Source organism: Kribbella sp. (genome assembly GCF_035655035.1).
In the GTDB taxonomy this organism is placed as follows: Bacteria; Actinomycetota; Actinomycetes; order Propionibacteriales; family Kribbellaceae; genus Kribbella.
Genome location: NZ_DASRVN010000426.1, coordinates 1 through 21,892 on the forward strand (window position 1 = coordinate 1; position 21,892 = coordinate 21,892).

At 68.6% G+C, this 21,892-nt stretch carries 19 protein-coding genes; 12 read left to right on the top strand and 7 right to left on the bottom strand.

Going from position 1 to position 21,892, the window contains the following annotated elements:
* Nucleotides 1-1,061 (bottom strand): septum site-determining protein Ssd (ssd, locus tag VFF46_RS23535; protein WP_325039362.1); only part of this gene is annotated, 1,061 nt, incomplete at its 3' end.
* A gap of 203 nt (nt 1,062-1,264) precedes the next feature.
* Between ssd and VFF46_RS23540 the strand changes: the two genes are divergently transcribed.
* Nucleotides 1,265-2,983, top strand: coding sequence for a glycosyl hydrolase family 18 protein (locus VFF46_RS23540; RefSeq protein WP_325039363.1), 1,719 nt, complete (start codon nt 1,265-1,267; stop codon nt 2,981-2,983).
* A 28-nt stretch (nt 2,984-3,011) separates the two neighbouring features.
* Nucleotides 3,012-4,553, top strand: coding sequence for a cellulose binding domain-containing protein (locus VFF46_RS23545; RefSeq protein WP_325039364.1), 1,542 nt, complete (start codon nt 3,012-3,014; stop codon nt 4,551-4,553).
* A 219-nt stretch (nt 4,554-4,772) separates the two neighbouring features.
* Here the strand turns inward: VFF46_RS23545 and VFF46_RS23550 are convergent, their stop codons facing one another.
* Nucleotides 4,773-5,528 carry a hypothetical protein gene (locus VFF46_RS23550; protein WP_325039365.1) on the bottom strand — a complete coding sequence of 252 codons (756 nt, stop codon included), beginning with the start codon at nt 5,526-5,528 and terminating at the stop codon, nt 4,773-4,775.
* A 64-nt stretch (nt 5,529-5,592) separates the two neighbouring features.
* The gene (locus VFF46_RS23555; RefSeq protein WP_325039366.1) at nt 5,593-6,480 is read right to left on the bottom strand and encodes a LysR family transcriptional regulator; all 888 of its coding nucleotides are present in this window, start codon (nt 6,478-6,480) and stop codon (nt 5,593-5,595) included.
* A 71-nt stretch (nt 6,481-6,551) separates the two neighbouring features.
* On the opposite strand from VFF46_RS23555, the gene VFF46_RS23560 reads away from it, so the two are divergent.
* On the top strand, nt 6,552-7,760 hold the full coding sequence (locus tag VFF46_RS23560) for an MFS transporter (protein ID WP_325039367.1): 1,209 nt from the start codon (nt 6,552-6,554) through the stop codon (nt 7,758-7,760).
* A gap of 4 nt (nt 7,761-7,764) precedes the next feature.
* Nucleotides 7,765-8,214, top strand: a complete 450-nt coding sequence (locus tag VFF46_RS23565; RefSeq protein ID WP_325039368.1) for a YbaK/EbsC family protein — start codon at nt 7,765-7,767, stop codon at nt 8,212-8,214.
* Here VFF46_RS23565 and VFF46_RS23570 read toward each other — a convergent pair.
* Nucleotides 8,211-9,107: a helix-turn-helix transcriptional regulator gene (locus VFF46_RS23570; RefSeq protein WP_325039369.1), complete on the bottom strand. Its 897-nt coding sequence runs from the start codon at nt 9,105-9,107 to the stop codon at nt 8,211-8,213. The two genes, VFF46_RS23565 and VFF46_RS23570, sit on opposite strands and share 4 nt — an antisense overlap.
* Nucleotides 9,108-9,109: 2 nt before the next feature.
* The gene (locus tag VFF46_RS23575; RefSeq protein WP_325039370.1) at nt 9,110-10,777 is read right to left on the bottom strand and encodes a chitinase; all 1,668 of its coding nucleotides are present in this window, start codon (nt 10,775-10,777) and stop codon (nt 9,110-9,112) included.
* A gap of 419 nt (nt 10,778-11,196) precedes the next feature.
* Between VFF46_RS23575 and VFF46_RS23580 the strand changes: the two genes are divergently transcribed.
* Nucleotides 11,197-11,982 carry an HAD family hydrolase gene (locus VFF46_RS23580; RefSeq protein WP_325039371.1) on the top strand — a complete coding sequence of 262 codons (786 nt, stop codon included), beginning with the start codon at nt 11,197-11,199 and terminating at the stop codon, nt 11,980-11,982.
* Between the two features lie 268 nt (nt 11,983-12,250).
* Here the strand turns inward: VFF46_RS23580 and VFF46_RS23585 are convergent, their stop codons facing one another.
* On the bottom strand, nt 12,251-13,027 hold the full coding sequence (locus VFF46_RS23585; protein WP_325039372.1) for a cell filamentation protein Fic: 777 nt from the start codon (nt 13,025-13,027) through the stop codon (nt 12,251-12,253).
* Nucleotides 13,028-13,127: 100 nt separating this feature from the next.
* Between VFF46_RS23585 and VFF46_RS23590 the strand changes: the two genes are divergently transcribed.
* The 6 genes from VFF46_RS23590 (at nt 13,128) to VFF46_RS23615 (ending at nt 20,777) form a co-directional block, all read left to right on the top strand.
* The gene (locus VFF46_RS23590) at nt 13,128-15,179 is read left to right on the top strand and encodes a bifunctional glycosyltransferase/CDP-glycerol:glycerophosphate glycerophosphotransferase (protein WP_325039373.1); all 2,052 of its coding nucleotides are present in this window, start codon (nt 13,128-13,130) and stop codon (nt 15,177-15,179) included.
* A gap of 117 nt (nt 15,180-15,296) precedes the next feature.
* Complete coding sequence (argS, locus tag VFF46_RS23595) at nt 15,297-16,952, top strand: arginine--tRNA ligase (RefSeq protein ID WP_325039374.1); 1,656 nt, start codon at nt 15,297-15,299, stop codon at nt 16,950-16,952.
* A 10-nt stretch (nt 16,953-16,962) separates the two neighbouring features.
* Nucleotides 16,963-17,991 (top strand): alpha/beta hydrolase, encoded by a 1,029-nt coding sequence (locus VFF46_RS23600; RefSeq protein ID WP_325039375.1) that lies wholly within the window; start codon nt 16,963-16,965, stop codon nt 17,989-17,991.
* A 41-nt stretch (nt 17,992-18,032) separates the two neighbouring features.
* Nucleotides 18,033-19,022: a GNAT family N-acetyltransferase gene (locus VFF46_RS23605; protein WP_325039376.1), complete on the top strand. Its 990-nt coding sequence runs from the start codon at nt 18,033-18,035 to the stop codon at nt 19,020-19,022.
* Between the two features lie 49 nt (nt 19,023-19,071).
* The gene (locus tag VFF46_RS23610) at nt 19,072-20,262 is read left to right on the top strand and encodes a DUF2786 domain-containing protein (RefSeq protein WP_325039377.1); all 1,191 of its coding nucleotides are present in this window, start codon (nt 19,072-19,074) and stop codon (nt 20,260-20,262) included.
* Nucleotides 20,259-20,777 carry a dTDP-4-dehydrorhamnose 3,5-epimerase family protein gene (locus VFF46_RS23615; protein ID WP_325039378.1) on the top strand — a complete coding sequence of 173 codons (519 nt, stop codon included), beginning with the start codon at nt 20,259-20,261 and terminating at the stop codon, nt 20,775-20,777. Before VFF46_RS23610 ends, VFF46_RS23615 begins: the two co-directional genes overlap by 4 nt.
* Here the strand turns inward: VFF46_RS23615 and VFF46_RS23620 are convergent.
* The gene (locus tag VFF46_RS23620) at nt 20,737-21,336 is read right to left on the bottom strand and encodes a helix-turn-helix domain-containing protein (protein ID WP_325039379.1); all 600 of its coding nucleotides are present in this window, start codon (nt 21,334-21,336) and stop codon (nt 20,737-20,739) included. The two genes, VFF46_RS23615 and VFF46_RS23620, sit on opposite strands and share 41 nt — an antisense overlap.
* A gap of 123 nt (nt 21,337-21,459) precedes the next feature.
* Here VFF46_RS23620 and VFF46_RS23625 point away from each other — a divergent pair.
* Nucleotides 21,460-21,892, top strand: a 433-nt coding sequence (locus VFF46_RS23625; RefSeq protein ID WP_325039380.1) for an MFS transporter, incomplete at its 3' end; no start/stop codon positions are given.

The following is a 21,892-nucleotide window of genomic DNA, read 5'->3' on the forward strand; positions in this document are numbered from 1 at the left end:
GCTCGGGTTAGGGGGCTTCGGCGGTGGGGGGTGAAGCGGCCTTCGTCCATGGCTGGGGGGACTTTGGGGTCGACGCCCAGGTTTGTTGCTAGGGGCAAGGAGAGGTGGGTGGCTACGTCGGCGGGGGCGAGGCCGGGGCGGGAGTCGCGGGCGACTACGCGGAGGTCGCCGGCTACGGAGCGGAGGGGGCCGGAGAGGCGCTTGGCGGCGGCTACCGAGCGGACGTCGCACGGGACCACCAGGAGGGTTGCCGTCGAGCGGATGAAGCCTTCCTCTACGGCGGGGTCGGCACGGCGCGGCAGGTCGAGGACGACCAGGTCGGCGCTGCGTTGGGCGGCGCCGATCACCGAACTCATCGTGTCCGGCGGCAGGACCGTGACGTCGGACTGGTCCCACGACAGGACCGCCAGACCGTCGACCGACGGCAGGGCGGAGCGCAGGGCGGCGGCGCTGATCCGGCCGGAGGCGTTGAGCAGTTTGGGCCAGCGGTCGCCGGGATCGCGCTCGATGCCGAGGGCGAGCTCGATGCCGCCGCCGAGCGGGTCGCCGTCGATGAGCGTCGTCTGCAACCCGCGGCGGTTGCCGATTGTCGCCACCGCGGCAGCCAGGGTGGTCGCACCTGCTCCCCCGCACCCGCCGACGAAGGCCAACGTCACGGCGGTGCGGGCGACGCCGTCGACAGCGTCGGCCAGCTTGCCGGCGAGCAGCGGCTCGTCCGCGGGGAGTTGGCAGACCAGGTCGGCGCCGATCGTGAAGGCGGCCCGGTAGAGGTCGTCGCCGTCCGGGGCCGGGGGCCGCTCGGCGACCCAAGAGCCTCCCGGGCTGGAACCGACCACGACAACGCCACGACGGTGCGGTGGCTGAACGCGGGCAAGTGGCTCGACGAGGTCGCCGCCGATCACGACCAGGGAAGCCTGGTGCCAATGGAGTCGCACAGCTCGCAGGTCGTGCTCGACCTGTGGTGTGACGGAGGCGGCCGCGGCGAGCCGGAGGAAGTCCTCGAGCAGGGTTTCGTCAGTAGTTGCCATCAGCACCGATGGGGGTGGCGGGTTGGTGTCCATGCCTAGAACATGCCGTTCTTCGGGGGTTTCCGGACACGGCATCGGATCCCTGTGGACAAAGGGCTGTCGGGTTTCCGTCAGCAGCGGGAACCCGCCACCACGAGCCCGCGACCAACTGGCCGCGAACGGTTACCGTTCCTTTCGAAGCGTCTTTAACTAATCTTCACCGGCCCGCTTCCGTCCCATCGCTCCGGAGGAACCTGATGAGTCGATTGCGCACGCTCGCAGCCACCGCCGCCGTCGCGGCAACCGCCCTGATCACCGCCGCCGGCGTCTCTCTCGCGACCCCGGACGCCACCGCGGCCAACGCAGCCACCGCAGCGCCCCAGGCGACCAGCGGCGGCGTCAAGACGGCGTACTTCACCCAGTGGGGGATCTACGCCAACGGCTTCTACCCGAAGAATCTGGCCACCACCGGTGCCGCCGGCAAGCTCGACATCCTGAACTACGCCTTCGCGAACATCGACCCGGCCAGCCACACCTGCTTCATGGCCAACAAGGCCGCGTCCCAGGACGAGAGCAACCCGAACGCCGGTGACGGCGCCGGCGACGCGTTCGCCGACTACGGCAAGTCGTACGGCGCGGACATCAGCGTCGACGGGGTCGGTGACGTCTGGAACCAGCCGATCCAGGGGAACTTCAACCAGCTCAAGAAGCTCAAGGCGAAGTACCCGAACCTGAAGATCCTGATCTCGATCGGCGGCTGGACGTACTCGAAGTACTTCTCCGACGCCGCCGCCACGGACGCCTCCCGCAAGGCCTTCGTCAGCTCCTGCGTGAACATGTTCCTGAAGGGCGACCTGCCGGTGATCGACGGCTTCGGCGGCGCCGGTTCCGCGGCCGGCATCTTCGACGGTGTCGACATCGACTGGGAGTACCCGGGCTCGCCGAACGGCCACGTCGGCAACCACTACAGCGCTGCCGACAAGCAGAACTTCACGCTGCTGCTGGCCGAGTTCCGCGCGCAGCTCGACGCGTACGGCGGCCAGACCGGCAAGAAGTACTACCTGACCGCCGCCACCCCGGCCGGCCAGGACAAGATCGCGAACATCGAGACGAACAAGGTCGGGCAGTACCTCGACTACAACAACGTGATGACGTACGACATGCACGGCGGCTGGGAGGCCACCGGGCCGACGAACTTCCAGGACCCGCTGTACACGGCGCCGAACGACCCGAGCAGCCCGATCCCGCCGGGGCAGGGCAAGTACTCGGTCGACTCCGCGGTGAAGGCGTGGACGACCGGCGACTCGGCGTACGGCATCCCGGGTGGGTTCCCGGCGAACAAGCTGAGCATCGGATATCCCTTCTACTACAGGGGATGGAAGGGTGTTCCGGCGACCGACAACGGCAAGTACCAGACGGCGACCGGACCGGCCGACGGGCATGCGCTGAGCGGCAACGTGCCGGGTGTCTCGTTCTACAAGGAGCTCACCGGTTTCGTGGACAACCCCTCCGCGACGCACTTCGACGACGCCACGCAGTCGAGCTGGTTCTACAGCAACGGCACGTTCTGGTCCGGGGACAACGCCCAGTCGATCAAGGCGAAGGCCGACTACCAGCACTGCAACGGGCTGGCCGGCGCGATGATGTACTCGCTCGAGGCGCTGGACCCGGGTGTCACGCTCTTCAACAACGTGGTCGATTCCGTCAACGCCGGCACCGCAGGTTGCAGCGGCCCGCCCACAACGACGCCACCGACTACTCCGCCCACCACACCCCCGACAACACCGCCCACGACTCCCCCGACCACGCCCCCGACCACCCCTCCGGGGCAGGCCTCGCCGTGGGCGCCGAACACGGCGTACGCGGTCGGTGCGCTCGTGACCTACGACGGCATCACGTACAAGTGCATCCAGGCTCACACCTCCCTGACCGGCTGGGAGCCGCCCAACGTCCCCGCACTCTGGGGACGGGTCTGATCACGTACCGCCCACTGATCGGAGCATCATGAAACGCATCTCTCTGGCGATAGCAGCCATCACTGCGGTGGTCATCGCGTTGTTGACCGCACAAGCGGCAAGCGCGGCAGGGGTCACTGCCAGCTTCACGAAGGTGTCCGACTGGGGCACTGGCTTCGAGGGGAAGGTGACCGTCACCAACGGGACCACCAGTTCGCTCAGCACCTGGTCGGTCGCGCTGGACTTCCCATCCGGCTACAGCGTCAGCAGCACGTGGGACGCCAACCACAGCAGCAGTGGCCAGACGCACACGTTCACACCACCGAGCTGGGCCGGTCCGCTCGCACCTGGCGCGACGGTGTCCTTCGGCTTCAACGGCAGCCCGGGCAACTTCCCCGGCATCGCGTCCTGTCGATTGAACAGCGGCTCGTGCTCGGGCGGCGGTGGCGGGACAGTCCCCGGCGTACCCACAGGCCTGTCCGGTACGGCGTCAGGTACGTCGGTGAGCCTCAACTGGTCGGCTGCGTCCGGAGCGACCAGCTACAACGTCTACCGCAACGGTACGAAGGTGGGCTCACCGAGCGGTACGTCGTACACCGACTCAGGCCTCAGCGCGAACACGTCCTACGGCTACCAGGTCAGCGCGTCCAACAGCGCAGGCGAAGGTGCCAAGAGCAGCAGCGTCTCCGTCACAACCGGCGTGACCGGTGGGAACACGGGCACCAAGCAGGCCGCGCCGTACCTCTACGTGGGCTGGGGCGACCCGCCGAACCCGGCGACCGTGATGAACGCGACCGGCATCAAGTGGTTCACGATGGCGTTCGTGAACTCGTCCGGTGGGTGCAACCCGGCCTGGGACGGCAGCCGCCCCCTGCAGGGCGGTGCGGACGCCAGCACGATCGCGGCGATCCGGGCAGCCGGCGGTGACGTCGTACCGTCGTTCGGCGGCTGGAGCGGTAACAAGCTCGGCCCGAACTGCGGTACGCCGGAAGCCCTCGCCGGCGCGTACCAGCAGGTGATCAACGCCTACAACCTGAAGGCGATCGACATCGACATCGAGAACTCCGACGAGTTCGAGAACGAGGCAGTCCAGGACCGGATCCTGAGCGCGCTGAAGATCGTCAAGCAGAACAACCCCGGCATCGAGACGATCGTCACGTTCGGTACGTCGACCACCGGGCCGAACTACTACGGCAACCGGCTGATCGACCAGTCCAAGGCGCTCGGCGCGAACATCGACGTGTTCACGCTGATGCCGTTCGACTTCGGCAGCTCGAACATCTACAACGACACGGTCGGCGCTTCCCAGGGGCTGAACAACAAGCTGAAGGCGACCTTCGGCTGGTCCACCGCGGAGGCGTACGCGCACCAGGGCATCTCCGGGATGAACGGGCTGTCCGACCAGCAGGAGCTGACCAGTACGGCGACCTGGCAGAACATCACCAACTGGGCGAAGAGCAACGGGCTCGGGCGGCTGGCGTTCTGGTCGGTGAACCGGGACCGTGGTTGTGCCGGCGGCGGTGTGGTGTCCAACTGCAGTGGTATTGCCCAAGGCGACTGGGACTTCACGCGCATCACCGCAGGGTTCTAAAACGCAAGAACAAAAGCAGTTGTGGGAAGTGACCGCGGGCTTCTGAACGCAAGAACAAAAGCAGCTGTGGGAAGAGACCGCGGCTTCTGAACGCAAGAACAAAAGCAGTTGTGGGCGGAGACCGCAGGGTTCTGAACGCAAGGACAGAAGCAGTTGTGGGAGGAGACCGCGGGCTTCTCATACAAGGGAACGGCTGGGTGCGGTGGCTGCGCGCCGTGCTCAGCCGGACTTGATGGCGGAGACGATCAAGCCGTTGCGGGCGTTCTGCCCGAGCGGGATCGAGGGGTGCAGCCCGTCGCGGAGCAGCCGGGAGAGCCGGTTCGGGCTGGAGGCCAGGTGTTCGGCCCAGTGCACGATCCGCAGGTTGTCGTAGCGGCGGGCCGCCTCGGCCAGTTGCAGGTTGATCCAGGCGCTGTTGCGCTGGTCCGCGACCTTCACGTCCGGGCCGAGACCCGTCCGGGCCGCCTGGATGTTCACCCAGTACACGGTCCGCTCGTCGCCGACGATCTGCATCGTCCGGTCGACCTGCGCGGCCACCGCGGGCGGCGTGAAGATGTCGTTGGAGCCGACCGACATCAGGATCCGGTGCGGCAGGCCGTACTGCTGCGCCCAGGTGTCCAGCGCGTCGACCGCCGGCGTCACCGGGCGGCCGGCCCAGTTGTGGACGGCCATGTTGATCCCGAGCTGTGCCAGCTGCCGGGCCAGCGGCGGCCCGTCCTGGACCCCGATGCTGTCGCCGAACATGAAGACGCCGTCGGTCTCCCGGGTACGCCGGATCTGCGCCTCGTTCGAGATCGCCTTGGCGAAGCCCTCCCAGGAGCTGAGCACGCCCGAGCCGTACGCACCGAGCGGGATGCTGGCGACTCCCGAGGCGGCCTCGGCCGTGCCGGCCACAACGGTCGACGCAGCCGCCGCGGTCCCCGCGGCGAACAGCATCCGTCGACTCGGCCGGAACCCACCCAGACGCTTCCTCACGCAGGCAAGAGTGCGGTGGAGAGCCCTCTCTCTGCAAGTCGACACCAGGAAATCGGGCGAAGAGTCAACTGGTTGTCACCGGCCGGGAGCGTACGAACGCGCGGAAACGCTCCGCGGCGGGCGTCAGCGGCGTACTCAACCGCCACGACATCCCGATCTCCCGCCGCGCCTGTACGCCGGCCAGCGGCACCGGGACCGCGCCGCTCTCGTTCCCGCGGACCGCACCGGCCGGCAGGATCGCCACGCCGAGCCCGGCACCGACCAGGCTGTCGATCGTCGCGAGGTCGGTCGCCTCGAACGCCAGCTGCGGGCTGAACCCGGCCTCACTGCACAACCGGTCCGTCACCCGCCGGAACCCGAACCCCGGCTGGAGCCCGACGAACGGCTCGTCGCGGGCTGCCTCCAGCTCGACGCGGCGCCGCGCGGCGAGCGGATGCCCGGGCGGTACGTGCAGGAACAGCCGCTGCCGCTCCAGCAGATGCCAGCCGAACCGCGACGGGTCCGGCCGCGGCGCGACGATCGCGATCTCGGCCTCCCCGCTCTCCAGGTCCTGGACGATGTCGTGCGCGGGCTCCTGCCGCAGCTCGAACTCCACCTGCGGCGCGGCCGCCCGGAACGCCTTGAGCAGATCCGGCAGCAGGCTGGTCGCCACCGAGTGCAGGAACGCCAGCCGCACCGTCCCCGACTCGGGGTCGACCAGCGCGTCGATCCGGCGCTGAGCGGTATCCACCGCCACGACCCCGGACCGCGCCGCCTCCAGCACCAGCCGCCCGTACGGATTCAGCCGTACGCCGCGCCGCTCCCGCTCGAAAAGCGGCACCCCGAACGCCCGCTCGACGCGCTGCAGCGACCGGGTCAGGTTCGGCTGGCTGGTCCCGAGCGCGGCGGCCGCCTCGGTGAGGTGCTCGGTCTCCGCGAGCACGACGAACCACCGGAGATCCTCGACATGCATACTGAAATCGTATCGATTTCTGCCATTATCGACATTTTACGTATCGCTCGAACAGTGCGACCGTCGAAGACATGCACCAGTCCGTCGCGCACCAGACCGGGTACCTGCCCGGCGACCCGGAGTACCGCAAGCTCTCCGTCGCGCTGTTCGCGGCCGGGCTCGCGACGTTCGCACTGCTCTACAGCACCCAGCCGCTACTGCCCGAGCTGGTCACGGCTTTCCACGTCTCCCCCAGCCAGAGCGCGTTCAGCGTGTCGTTCGCCACATTCGGGCTCGGTCTGGCGCTGCTGGTCGCCGGTCCGGCTTCGGAGGCCCTCGGGCGGACCAACCTGATGCGTTGGTCGGTCGCCGCGACGTCGGTCTTCGCCCTGCTCAGCGCCTTCGCTCCCACCTGGCACACGTTGCTCGCACTACGAGGACTGCAAGGGATCGCGATGGCCGGGCTGCCCGCGGTGGCCATGGCCTATCTGCGCGAGGAGGTGCACCAGGACAGCCATGCGCGCGCCAGCGGTCTCTACATCGCCGGTACGGCGGTCGGCGGTATGGCGGGTCGCCTCATCGCAGGCGGGTTGTCCGACGTCGGCGGGTGGCGCTTCGCGACCGGTGGGATCGCGGTGGTCGGCGTACTGTGCGCGGCTGTCGTCTGGCTGCTGCTCCCCGCGTCCCGCAACTTCCACCCTGCCCCGGCGCGGCTGTTCTCCAGCAAGGTACTGCGGGATCCGGCGCTGCTCGCGCTGTACGGGATCGCCGCAACGGCCGTCGGCGCGTTCGTGGCTGTCTACAACGGCGCAGTGTTCCGGCTGTCCGGCTCGCCCTACCTGTTGAGCGCTGGCGCAGCAGGGCTGGTGTTCTGTGTCTACCTGCTGGGCTCGGCAGGCTCTGCGACGGCCGGGGCGTTGGCAGACCGGTACGGGCGGCGGACCGTCGTACCGGTCGGCTGCTTGATCACTCTTGCTGGTGTGGCGATCACCCTGGCCGGTCCGTTGCCACTGATCGTGCTGGGGCTGGCTGTGATGACGGCCGGGTTCTTCGCGGTACACGGGGTCGCCAGTGGATGGGTACCGGCGCGTGCTCACGCCAGCGGCGTCGGGACCGGGCAGGCGTCGAGCATGTACCTGTTCTCGTTCTACCTGGGGTCCTCGGTGTTCGGTGGACTTGCCGGTACGGCGTGGAGCCGGGCGCAGTGGACCGGGGTCGCGGCGGAGGCCGGTGCGCTGTTCATCGTCACGCTGATCCTCGCCCTACTGCTCAAGAACGTTCCCAGCCGGGTGCAAAACTAGCCAGGTGACGAAGGCGACGGATGCTGCGGACCAGTTGGGGCTCAGCTACGAGGTGACCAGGCACGGACGGGTGAACTCGTTGGAGGAGGCGGCCGCCGCGCGCGGGATCGAGCCGGCCAGGCTGATCAAGACGATCGTGGTGCGGCTCGCGGACGACGACTACCGGTTCGTTCTGGTGCCGGGCGACCGCGAGATCGCGTGGCCGAAGCTGCGCGCGCTGCTCGGGGTGAACCGGATCTCGATGCCGGACAAGGACACGGCGTACGACGTCACCGGGTACGTGCGGGGGACGATCACGCCGCTCGGCAGCACGCACGACTGGCCGGTGATCGCGGACGAACGCATCACCGGCACCATCTCGATCGGCGGCGGCGACCACGGCGTCGGCATCACGGTGGACGCCCAAGCGCTCACGAAGGCCCTAAGCGCCACCGTTGCCGATGTGACGGACTAGACGAGCAGCCCTTGCTGGCCGGCGCGCAGACCGGCCTGGAAGCGAGTGGTGGCGTCCAAGGCCCGCAGGATCCTTTGCATGCGGCGTTCCACCGTTCGCTGCGCGACGCCTAGGCGGCGGGCGATGGCCTGGTCGGTGAGACCGGCGGCTGCCAGCGACAGCAGCTGCTGGTCAGCTGACGTCAGCGGCCCCTCGGAGACCGCTGGAGTCAGCGGGCTGGCCTGCTGCCACAAGAGGTCGAAGAGCCGGAGCAAAGCGTCCAAGAGACTGGAGGGGCCGAGCTCCACGACCACATCCACACCGGTCGGCAGGAGTGCGATCCGGCGGTCGACCACCACCAGCTTGAGCGGAACGTCACGCAACATCCGGCAGCAGCCCGACGACCGAGCGGCGACCAGATCCCCCGGCTGGGCGAGCGAGTCCATGTCGTAGATCGTCCGATAGGTCACCCCGTGGCGCGGCGACACCAGCAGCTGGTCCAGCACGAGCACCTCGTCCTGTGCACATTGGTGTGCCTGGTAGAACCGCTGCGCGATCGCCTCGGTCCCACGGATCACTGTGAACGCGTCCGGCTGCCGGAACTCCGCCGTCAGCATCGCAGCGCCCAACCTGGCCTCCACGATCGCCGCCTGCTTCCTCAGCGCGAGCAGCTCGACCGCCGCCTCCGGCATGGCAGGCAGGTACCTGGCCGGACGGCCTGGCGTACGGGACGCCAGGCCGAGCGACAACAGCGACCGCAGGTGCCGACCGACCCGGTTGGTCGGCCAGTCGACGGAGGTGGCCAGGTCGGTGACAGTGGACTCCGGGCGGGCCAGAAGCACCCGGTAGAGCTGCTCGTCCTCCGAGCAGACACCGAGAGCCTCCAGCACCGGAGCCTGTCGATAGCTGTGCATGATCAGGGCAGAGCGTGTACGTGGCCGCCGACCTGGGAGGCGAACTGGTTGCCGCTCGCGGCGTCCCAATTCGTAGACCAGGTCATCGCCCCACGCAGCGACGGCCACGGGGAGCTCGGCTTGTAGGCGCCGCAGCCGGTGCCCTTGGTGAGGCAGTCCAGCGCGTTGTTGACGACCGACGGGTCGACGTACCCGCTGCCGGCTGCCCGGGACGACGCCGGCAGGCCCAGGCCGACCTGGTCCGGTCGCAGGCCGCCCTGCAGCATGATGCAGGCCTGCGCGGTGATGAAGTCCACCGAGCCCTGCGAGTACACCTGGCCGTTGCAGCCGTTCATCGAGCCGGAGTTGTAGTACTGCACGTTGACGATCGTCAGGATGTCCTTGATCGCCAGCGCCAGCTTGAAGTACTCGGTCGAGGTGCTCTGCATGTCGATCGTCTGTGGCGCCATGGTGATCACCAGCCCGCTGCCGAACTGGCTCTGCAGGCTCTGCAACGCCTGGCCCATGTACTGCGCGTTGACGCCGTTCTCGAGGTCGATGTCGATCCCGTCGAAGCCGTACGTCCGCAGCACCGACAGTGCGCTGGAGGCGAAGTTGGCCGCGGCCGTCGAGTCGCCGACCGAGATGCTGCCGTTCTGGCCGCCGACGGACAGGATGACCTTCTTGCCGGCTGCCTGCTTCGCCTTGATGTCCGCCTTGAACTGGTCGACCGTGTACCCGCCGAGCCCGGCGCTGTCCAGGTTGAACGTGATGCCGCCCGGCTTGGATGCGTCGGCGTCCGCGAAGGCCACCGCGATCACGTCGTACGCCGCCGGTACGTCGGAGATCTTCTGCACGGTCGCGCCGTTGTTGAAGTTCTGCCAGTACCCGGTCAACACATGCGCAGGCAAGCTGCCACTACTCGACCCGCCTTCGGACGTGGTGCCCGAGACGGAAGCGCCGTACGGCGAGCAGTTGCCGCTCGGGTCGCACGCGCGGACCTTGAAGGAGTACGTCGTAGCCGCGGCCAGACCGGTGGCGGTCCAACTGGTCACGTTGCCGACGCTGGTCGCGGTCTCGGTCCCGCGGACGACGTCGTAGTGGTCGATCCCGTTCGCGTCGGAAGCGGCCGACCAGGTCAGCTGGAGCGAGCTGGAGGTCGGGCTGCCGACGGCCAGACCACCCGCCGTCGACGGGGGCGTCGTGTCCTGCGCTCCGCCAGGGCCGTCCAGTACGACGTCGTCGACCTGGTACGCCGGTAGCGCGTACCAACTGTGGACGTAGATCGTCACCGTGGATCCCGTGGAGGTGAACGGAACGGTCAGCTGGCTCCACTCGGAGCTGGTCGTCCACGTCGACGCGCCGCCGTCCACCCCGAGGTAGACGTTCGACCCTTTGACCCAGGCGGACAGCGTGTACGCCGTATTGGGCTGGACCGCAATCGTCTGCGAGCACTGGGCAATGTCGCTGGAGCTCGGCGTCGCCGACAGGGCGTACGAGCCGGAGTGCGGCGCGGAGGTGGTGACGCCGCCGGCCGGGCAGTTCCAGCCGGAGAGGGCGCCGGACTCGAACCCGGCATTCGTGACGAGATTGGTAGCCGCGGAGGCGGAACCGGGGACCAGGAAGGCCATGACTACGACGATCAGGCTGATGACGACCGCTGCCTGGGGGCGGTGCGCAGGCGGTTTCATGCCTTACAACCTGTGACCAGTCAATTACATTGTCAAGACCCTGCATAAAGTGGGAACGCTCTCACGCGCAGAAAAGCGAGAATCTTTACAAGCTCTTGGCCTGAAGGTGGAAAGGCGACGGCCCCCGGCGGGGGGGTGACCGGGGGCCGTCTTCGGCCACGGGCTCGGGGGGAGGAGCCGGGGGCCGTTCAGGAGGCGACAGTCTGCCACTGTCAGGGGGTATGTACCCCCCAAGGCCGGGCTTCACACATCTCGGTTCGGTTTCGGCCGATGGTGCGTCACCCAGGCGCTGAAACCCTCCCGATCGGGCGGTTCCGGCCAGTGTCACTGTCACACTGCCGTCCAGTCTAACGGGATACCGGCCCACACAAAAGCCCGGGTCCCCCCGGCGTTTCGCCCGACTGCCTATCCTCGTCTCCATGACGGCTCGAGCGGCGGCTTTTTTCGATCTGGACAAGACCATTCTGGCCCGCTCGAGCACCCTGGCCTTCTCCCGGCCGTTCTACGCCGGCGGGCTGATCAACCGCCGCGCCGTGCTGCGCAGCGCGTACGCCCAGTTCGTCTACCTGCTCGGCGGCGCCGACCACGACCAGATGGAGCGGATGCGCGAGTACATCTCGGCGATGTGCACCGGCTGGGACGTCTCGACCGTGAAGGCGATCGTCGCCGACACCCTGGACCACATCGTCCGGCCGATGATCCACTCCGAGGCCGTCGAGCTGATCGAGCAGCACCACCGGGCCGGCCGGGACGTGGTGATCGTGTCCTCGTCCGGCGCCGAGGTGGTGGAGCCGATCGGCGCGATGCTCGGCGCCGACAAGGTGATCGCCACCAGGATGGTGGTTGCCGACGGCAAGTACACCGGCGAGATCGCCGAGTACGCGTACGGTCCGCACAAGGTGACCGCCATGCAGGCGCTGGCCGCCACCGAGGGCTACGACCTGGCGACCTCCTACGGGTACTCCGATTCGATCACCGACGAACCGCTGCTGGCCGCCGTCGGGCACCCGTTCGCGGTGAACCCGGACAAGGCGTTGCGGCGGATCGCGATCGAGCGCGGCTGGCCGATCCTGGAATTCGCGGAGCCCTCGGAGCACACTGGTCTCCAGGGCGTACGGCGACCCGCTGTAGCGGCCGGCGTGATCGCCGCGGTGGCCGCGGGAGCACTTCTGATGGCCTCCCGGCGGCGCGCCCGGACCCGCTGAAAGCTGAAGATAGCTTCATTGTTCTCAACTCCATGAAGACACCGCATCCCCTTCCCAGAAAGGGGTTTCAGGAGTACAAAGGAATCAACAAAGGGCCTTCGGGTCCGGTAGAGATTGCACGACAACCCAGGCACCCACGCGGCGACCAGCCCATCCCAAAGGGGCAGCGCGACCCAGGCATCGTCCTGAGGCGGCAAACCGGTGCACGCATGGTAACCAGGGTGACGTGCCCGCGACGGCGCTCTCACTCGAGAGCGCCGTACGCACGCTACGACTTGGCCAGCGGCGAGAGTTCGGCACCTTTTGTCACGACTTCGCAGCTGCGCAGCAACCAGTCACGGACGCCGGTCAAACCTCGCGCTGTGTAGTCGGCGAGGGCCGGCGCATAGGTTGCCCGCAACACATAGTGACCAGCTTCGGGGACCGTGACCGAGACCGGGTCGATGCCCCGGGCAACCAACAGGCAGCGTTCGGCGGCCCGGGCAACGAGTCCGTTGGCGGCCGGGAACGGGCGGAGTACGGCGAGCTCGGCGTGCACGATCGCGGCGACCACCAGGCCCGGTGCCTTGGTCGGGCGGGTGAGGTTCTGCGCGAGCGCGCTCAGCCGCTCCCACATCTCGTCGGCGGGCGGTGCCGGCGGCAGGCCGGGGATGTCGTCGGGCACCGGCTCCGCGGCGGTCCGGAGATGACCCAGCTGGTCCTCGCCCACCAGGTCGGCCGCCGCCAACTGGTGCAGTCTGGTCCAGACCTGCACCGGCGCCTTGTCCACCTGCGACGCGAGCACCATCAACTCGCCGGTCATCCGTACGGCGCCGGAGGCGAGTCCGTCCGCGGCACCTCGCCGTACGTCGTCCACCGCGGACGTACTGCCGGCCAGCGCGGCGGACGCGTGCGCGCCGCGCAGCAGCGCCTCGGCGGTCATGTCCGCACCGACCCGCCGCAGCCCGCGGTCCCGGAGCAGTACGTCGACCGCGTCCCGAGCCGCCCGCGCCGCCGACCCGACCCCTTCCAGCCCCGCCAACGGCTCGAACACGTCAACACTCATGCCCTGACTCTAAGAGGTCCCGCACAGAGGTGACGCCTGCTACGCGCCGCCCCGCTCGCGACGGCGTCACCTCTGTGCGGGACCTCTAAGATGACGAGGCATGGCCCCCAAGTTCAGCGTTGTCGTCCCCTGCCATGCCTCGCGGGCGTGGTTGCGGCCGTGCCTGGACTCGGTGCTCGGGCAGTCGTTCACCGACTTCGAGGTGATCGGGGTGGACGACGCGGACCCGGACGGGTCAGGGCGGATCCTGGACGAGTACGCCGCGGTGGACCCGCGGGTGCGGGTGCTGCACCTGGACGAGAACGTCGGGCTCGGCCCGGCCCGGAACGCCGGGCTGAAGGAGTGCCGCGGCGAGTACGTGCTGTTCCTGGACGCCGACGACAGCTACACCCCGGGCTCGCTGGAGGCGATCGCGGCCCGGGCCGAGGCCACCAACGGCCCGGACATCGTGATGTTCGACTACGAGCGGATCTTCTGGGACGGCCGGGTGCTCGGCAGCCAGCGCCACGACGCGTTCGCGCGCGAGGGCGCCGGCGTGTTCACGGCGGCCGAGCGGCCGATCTTCCTGACCTTCCTCGAGGTCGTCTGGAACAAGGCGTACCGGCGCGCGTTCCTCACCCGGCACGGTTTCGCGTTCACGTCCGGCTTCTACGAGGACGCGCCCTGGACGTACTCGACGATGCTGACCGCCGAGCGGATCGCCACCCTCGACCGGATCGTCGTGCACTACCGGCAGCACCGCACCGGCCGCAACATCCACGCCACCAGCGGCCGCCGGCAGTGGGACATCTTCGACCAGTACGACCGGGTGCACGCGTTCATCCAGTCCGACCCGGAGCTGACCGGCTGGCGCCGATTCGCGTTCGACCGGTCGCTCGACCACATCCTCGCCGTACTCGCGAAACCCGAGCGGATCGACACCGACGACCGGGCGGACTTCTTCCACGCCGCGCACGAGTTCGCCAGGCGCTGGAAGCCCGAGGGGTACAGCACCGACCGGACGGCCCGCGGGTTCAAGCGCTGGCTGCTGATCCACGACGACTACGCCACCTACTCCACGCTGAAGGCGAGCGCCCGGATGCTGCAGGTGCCGAGCCCGCGGAAGACGGTCGGCAAGCTACTGCGCCGCGCCAAGCTCGACCCGAACCTGGTCGCCTACGGCTCCTACTCGTTCGCGCAGTACGCCGGGAACCCGCGCGCGATCTACGAGAAGGCGGCCGAGCTGGCACCGCATCTGCGCGGCGTCTGGGTGGTCGACAGCGAGCACCTGGCCGCGATCCCGGAGGGCGTCGAGTACGTCGTCGCGGGCTCCCCGGCGTACGAGAAGCTGCTCGGCCGGGCGACGTACTTCGTCAGCAACACCAACTGGCCGAAGGACCTGGACAAGCGCGAGGGGCAGATCCACCTGCAGACCCAGCACGGTACGCCGTTGACGCGCGTCGACCTGCCGGCCGAGGGGCTGGAGGAGCTAATGCGCGAGGTCGACCGCTGGGACTTCAACCTGTCGTCGAACCGGTACTCCTCGGAGATCTGGGAGCGCACCTATCCGGCGTACTTCGAGGAGCTCGAGTACGGGTACCCGCGCAACGACCGGCTGCTGACCGCGACCCTCGACGAGGTCCGGGCGATCCGGGCCGGTCTCGGGTACGACGACTCGCACCTGGTGATCCTCTACGCGCCGACGTCCGGCGACGGCCTCGACCCGGGCCAGCTCGCCCTGGCCGCCGGTCCGCAGGCGCGCGTGTTGTTGCCGAAGGCACCGGTCGAGGACCTGATGCTGGCGGCCGACGTGCTGATCTCGGACTACTCGTCGATCACCTTCGACTACGCGAACCTTGACCGGCCGATCGTGTTGCACGTAGCTGACGAGGATCGGCAGCGGACGTACTTCGACGTCACGGAGTTCTCCCCCGGCGTGGTCGCGCGGTCCGCGGACGAGCTGTTCGGCGTACTGCGGAGCGGGTCCTTCGCCGCTCCCGAGGCGGCCAAGCACCGGCACCTGTTCCGGGAGAAGTTCTGCGAGTTCGACGACGGGCACGCGGCCGAGCGGGTGGTCCGGCGGGTGCTGCTGGGCGAGACCGACGTACCGGCGATCGTGCCGCTGGCCGACCGGACCCCGGCGCCGTCGGCGTACTTCGTGCATAATGGCTGACATGTCGATCAGCCTGAAGCCCTCCCACGCCCTTCGCGTGCGCTTCAGCCTGCGACGACGACGCACTGTCTGAACACCTCAGCCTGTTCCAGTCGCGTCTCCCTGAAGGACTCTGTCATGTCCGCACTCCTGCCTGTCCTCTCCACCAGAATCACGTCCGTCGCCGAAGCGGTCTTCGGTACGCCGTACGACCCGGAGCTCCGGCCGAGCACCAAACCGCAGTTCGGCCACTACCAGACCAACCTCGCGCTCCGGATCGGCAACGCGCTGGGCAAACCGCCACGGGAGGTTGCCGCACGTCTTGTCGAGGCATTACAGCTCGACGATCTCTGCGAGCCGCCGTCCATCGCCGGGCCGGGGTTCATCAACCTGACGCTGCTCCCGCAGACGCTGGCGAAGGCGGTCAACGAGCCGGAGACGTTCAGCAGCAACGGTCAGCGGGTCGTCGTCGACTACTCGCAGCCGAACGTCGCGAAGCAGATGCACGTCGGGCACCTACGGTCCACGGTGATCGGCGACGCGCTCTGCAACGTACTGACGTTCGCCGGGTACGACGTGATCCGGCAGAACCACGTCGGCGACTGGGGAACGCAGTACGGGATGATGATCGAGCAGCTGCTCGCGGAGGGCCTCGCGGCGGAATCCCTTGATCTGGAGGGGTTGCAGCATCTTTACGAGCGGAGCCGGAAGCACTTCGATGCCGATGGCAACTTCGCGGACCAGGCCCGGTTGCGGGTGGTCGTGCTGCAGTCGGGCGATCCGGAGACCCGGGCGATCTGGCAGCACATGGTCGACGTGTCGCTGGACGAGTTCGACAAGGTCTACGCGCTGCTGGGGACGGGCTTGCAGCGGACGGACGTCGTTGGGGAAAGTGCGTACAACGACGATCTGCCGCAGGTCGTGAAAGAGCTGGACGAGCAGGGCCTCCTGACCGAGTCGGACGGCGCACTCTGCGCCTTCCTGCCTGGGTTCCAGGGCCGCGACGGCAGTCCGCTTCCGGTGATCGTGCGGAAGTCCGACGGCGGATTCGGCTACAGCGCAACGGATCTGGCCGCCGTACGCCACCGGGTGAACACGCTCCACGCAGACCGGATCGTGTATGTGGTCGACCACCGGCAGGCTCTGCACTTCGACATGATCTTCACGCTCGCAAGAACAGCCGGCTGGCTGGACGTGCCCGCGGAACACGTCTCGTTCGGCACCGTGCTGGGACCGAACGGAAAGCCGTTCAAAACAAGAGAAGGCGGCACCGTCAAGCTCGTCGAACTACTGGACAGTGCAGTGAAACGCGCCGAGGCCGTAGACCGGGCAGAGACAGCACGGGCCGTTGGGATCGGTGCGGTGAAGTACGCCGACCTGTCCAGCGACCGGGGGAACGACTACGTGTTCGACCTGGACCGGATGGTCGCGATGACCGGCAACACCGGGCCGTACCTGCAGTACGCGCACGCCCGGCTCACCAGGCTCCTGTCGAAGGCCGAGGCGTCAACAGAGGTCACCGTGCTCGCAGACCCGGCCGAGCAACGGCTGGCGCTGCTCCTGACGGGTTTCAAGGCCACCGTCGAGCAGGTCGCCGACACGCTCCAGCCGCACCGGCTCTGTACCTATCTGTACGACGTTGCGTCCGCACTCTCGGTGTTCTACGAGCAGTGCCCGGTGCTGAGCAGTGAGGGCGCGACCAGAGCAAGCCGGATCGCCCTCTGCACGGCAACCCGGAAGGTGTTGCAGGATGGACTGGGCCTGCTGGGGATCGAGGCCCCTGACGCTATGTAGGAGGTACCGCATGCTGCCGTGGTCGGCCGAGTACAACGGACGCCTGGTCCAGACGACGTACACCAGCGAACTGCTGCGCGGGAACCCGCTCGGCGATCCGAACGAACGCCCCGTGCTGGTCTACCTTCCACCCGGCTACGACGACGAGGACAAGCGGTACCCGTCGATCTACGTGACGATGGGCTACACCGGCCACGTCGGCATGTGGTTCAACCGGAGCCCGTTCCGGCAGCCGTACCCGGAGCTGCTGGACGCGATGTTCGCCGAGGAGGGCGCCCCGAAGGCAGTCGTCGTGTTCGTCGACTCGTGGACGAAGTTCGGCGGCAGCCAGTGCCTCGACTCGCCCGGGACCGGGCGGTACCAGTCGTACCTGTGCGACGAGATCGTGCCGTGGATCGACGCGACGTACCGCACGATCCCGGACCGCGACCACCGCGCGATCACCGGCAAGTCGAGCGGCGGCTACACCGCGATGGTGACGCCGCTGATGCGGCCCGACGTGTTCGGCGCGCTCGCGACGCACGCCGGTGATGCGCTGTTCGACGTCTGCTACCGGCCGGAGTTCCCGGAGCGGGCGCGGACCCTGCGGGACAAGTACGACGGGAGCTTCGAGAAGTACTTCGAAGTACTGGAGACCCGCGCCGGGCGGACCACGATGGAGGATCTGCACCTGCTGGAGATGTACGGGTACGCGTCGGCGTACTCGGCCGAGTCCGACGGCACCGTGCTGCTGCCGTTCGACGACGTCGGCGCGATCGTCCCCACGGTGTGGTCACGCTGGATGTCCTTCGACCCGGTCGAGATGGCGAAGCAGGAGCGGTACGCCGACGCGCTCCGCTCGCTGCGTGCCGTGTGGATCGACGCCGGCCGCCAGGACGAGTACTACCTCGACCTGGGCGCGACGGCGTTCCACCGGGCCGCGCAGCAGGGCGGCGTACCGGACGGGCGGATGCACTTCGAGCTGTTCGAGGGCACGCACGGCGGGATCGAGTACCGCTACCCGATGGCGGTGCGCTGGCTCGCGGAGCAACTCGCCTAATTGAGGTGCTGTTCGCGGGCGGGACGCCGTACCTTCGACCCATGAACTTGCCTGAGGGGATCCAGTCCCGCCCGCTGACGCTCGACGACGCCGCGGAGATGGCGGTCCTGGTCGCCGCCAAGGCGCAGGCGGATCGCGATGGGGAGAACTTCTCCGCGGAAGATCTCGCCGAAGAGCTCCGCCGGCCGGGTCTCGACCTGGAGCGGGACACGATCTCGCTCTGGGACGGCGACCGGCTGGTCGGCTACGGTCTCGCGCGCGTGTCGCAGACCGTGGTGGACGTCGACCGGGTGCAGACCGATGGCGCCGTGCACCCGGACCGGCGGGGGCGCGGCCTCGGCACCGAGCTCGTGCAGTGGCTGATCAAGCGCGCCGGCGAGCTGCACACCGCAACGCATCCGGAGGCGCCGGGCGTCGTGGGGGCCGGCGCTGTGGTCACGAACACCGGTGCGACCGAACTGCTCACGGGCTTCGGCTTCGAGCCGGTCCGGTACTACTTCGACATGCACCGACCGCTCGATCAGCCTGTCCCCGACGTAGCGGTGGCGGACGGGTTGCGGCTCGTCACGTTCGACCCGGCGTACACGAAGGAGCTGCTGGACGCCCACAACGAGTCGTTCTCGGACCACTGGGGCTTCACGCCACGCAGCCTCGAGGCCTTCCAGGCCCGCGTCGTCAACTCGCGGGCCTTCCGCGGCGGGCAGTCGTACTACGTGCTGGACGGCGACACGATCGCGACGTACGTCAACTGCTTCGAGTACGAAGCCGTCGCGGAGGCTACCGGTGTCCGTGAGCTGTACGTCGGTCAGGTCGGCACGCGGCGCGCGTACCGGGGTCGTGGGCTGGCCCGCGCGGCCCTGGCGAAGGTACTCGCCGAGGCCGCCCAGGCCGGCTACCAGCGGGCCGGGCTGGGCGTCGACGCGGACAACCCGACCGGTGCGCTGGGCCTGTACGAGAAGCTCGGCTTCACGACCCACCAGAAGTTCGTGAACTACCAGCTGGCGATCGCCGACGGAGTTGTCCACAGCTGACCGAAACCTCGGTTGAGTCGGGCCCACGCGCGGTGTCAGACTCTGCGGCGTGAGTGACGAGGAAGTGCTGCGGCTGTTGCCGATCGCGGCTGCGAGTGTTGCCCGGCGTGATGATCGGGCGGATGCGCAGCTGGCGCGGCTCGGGGCGTACGACGAGCGTGACCGGGCGCAGGTGGATCGTTGTCTGCAGGCGTTCCTCGCCAGTCTGGTGCGCGGCGCGTGGGAGCGCGGCTGGGCGCCGGCGGACGTCGTCCAGTACGGGCGTCGCGAGCTGGACGCCGGGATCGAGCCGCTGCTGCTCGCCGCGATCTCCGCGGAGCACCAGGCCTACCGGACCGACGCGATCGACCCGCGCTGGCTCGACCAGCTCGCCGAGGCCGGGGTCGCGCAGCCTTTCGCGGCCTTGAGCCTCACGTCCTGGGCGGTCGATGCGCGCCTCGGTCGGTTCCTCGTGCTCCACCACGCCTTGTCGCTGGCCGGATTCCTGCAGACGTTGCCGATCATGGCCCGGCTGTTCCCGTTACCCGGTACGCCGGCCCGCGGCGAGCGTTCCGCCGTACCGGCGAACTCCAAGATGCTCGCGCGGATCCGGGCACTGCTCGCGAAGGCGGAGGCGACCGAGTTCCCGGACGAGGCGGAAGCCCTGTCCGGCAAGGCGCAGGAGCTGATGGCGAAGTTCTCCCTCGACAGTGCGCTGGTGGAGGCGGAGCAGGAGCTGCCGGACGATTCGGCGGCGCGCCGGCTGTGGGTGGACACGCCGTACGTGTCGGCGAAGGCACAGCTCGTCGGTGCGGTCGCGGCGGCGAACCGCTGCCGTACGGTCGTGATCGACTCGCTGGCCGTCGTCACCGTGGTGGGTGCCGAGCTGGACCTGCAGCACACCGAGATCCTCAGCACATCCCTGCTGGTGCAGGCGAATCGGGCGATGCTTGCCGCAGGCAAACAAGCCGGGCGGACCCGATCGTTCCGGCAGTCCTTCCTGATGGCGTATGCGATGCGGATCGGTGAACGCCTGCAGGCGACGGCGTCCGCGGCGGAGGCCGCCGTACCGGAGACCGACGCGCAGCGGCTGCTGCCGGCGCTGAGTCAACGCGAGGAACGCGTGGAGGCCTTGTTCGCCAGGCTCTTCCCGAACACCACGAGTCGCCGGACACGGATCACGAACGGCGCCGGCTGGGAGGCCGGACTGACCGCCGCGGACCAGGCCACGCTCGACGCCCGCCGGCAGGTACGCCGATGAAGGTGCACGAGACGTCGATCGAGGGCGTGCTGCGGATCGAGCTGGAGCTCAAGCCGAACCCGGACGGCTGGTTCAAGGAGAACTTCCACCGCGCGAAGCTCGCCGCGCTCGGGATGGACGTCGTCCAGCACAACGTCGCGTACTTCGAGGACGCCGGGATCGTCCGCGGGATCCACGCCGAGCCGTGGGACAAGTACCTGTCGCCGACGTTCGGCCGGGTGTTCGCCGCACTCGTCGAGCTGCGTCCAGGTCCTCCTTTCGGCCGGGTCGAGACCTTCGAGCTCGGTCCGGCGGACGCGCTCTACGTGCCGGGCGGCGTGGGGAACTCGTTCTGCACGCTGGCACCGCACACGACGTACAACTTCCTGGTGAACGAGCACTGGTCGCCGGAGCGGGTCGCGGTCGACCTGTTCGACCCGGAGCTCGCGATCGCGTGGCCGGACCTGCCGCTCAAGTACACCGAGCGGGACGCCGCTAACCCTGCACTGGCTGAGCTGCGGGCGCTCCTGGCCTGAGTCCGCAGAGCACGATGTCGAGCAGGCGGTGCGCCTGCTCCGGCGGCGTGTCGGGTGAATGTGTGATGCCGCCGACCAGCCGCAGCAGATCCATCAGATCCACCTCGGGCCGGACGGCGCCGGCCGCTTTCGCCTTGTCCAGCAGCAGATTCCCGGCCGCCTGCACGTTCGTCTTGCAGGCGGCGAAGAACGGCGACTCCGCGCCGATGGCAAGGGTCAGCTCGTGGGAGAGGCTCTTCTTGGACACGCCGTACCTGACGAAACTGCGCAGCCAGGCGGACAGCGCCTCGAACGGCTCCAGTTCCCGATCGAAGTCGTACGCCCGGTCCACGACGGACTGGATCTCGTCGACGTAGACCGCCTCGAGCAGGGCGGTCCGGTTCGGGAAGCGGCGGTACAGGGTGCCGATACCGACGCCGGCCCGGCGGGCGATCTCCTCGAGCGCGGTGTCGGCGCCGTGCTCGGCGAACGCGTCCCGGGCGGCCGTCACCAGGCGGTCGTAGTTCCGGGCCGCGTCCGCGCGGGTCGGCCGCGTACAGGGCAGTGGTTCCGACACCATCCAGCCTCCTCCCGAGGTCTTGCCAACAATATCCCTTGCAAAGCGGAGGATGCCTCCGTATCGTATCCGGAGGAAGTCTCCGCTTTCTCTCACAACTGTAGCCCCGCTGGGGTAAGGAGCAATATGTCGGCAACAACCGCGGCGCCGCCGGGCGCCGATTCCGGCACGCCCGCGCGGCGACCGGGGGTAGTTCTCGCAGTCATCCTGGTCACCCAGCTGATGGTGATCCTCGACGGCACCGTGGTGAACATCGCGATGCCGCACATCCAGCAGGCCCTGCACTTCAGCCCGTCCAGCCTGTCCTGGGTCCAGAACGCGTACGCGCTCGCGTTCGGCGGTCTGCTGCTGCTCGGCGCCCGGGCCGGCGACCTGCTCGGCCGTCGCCGGGTGTTCGTCACCGGCGTCAGCATCTTCACACTCGCCTCACTGCTCGGCGGTCTCGCCCCGAACGCCGAACTGCTGCTCGCCGCCCGCGTCCTGCAGGGCATCGGCGGCGCGATCGCGGCCCCGGCGGCGCTGACGCTGCTGATGCTCACGTACCGCGAAGGTCCCGAGC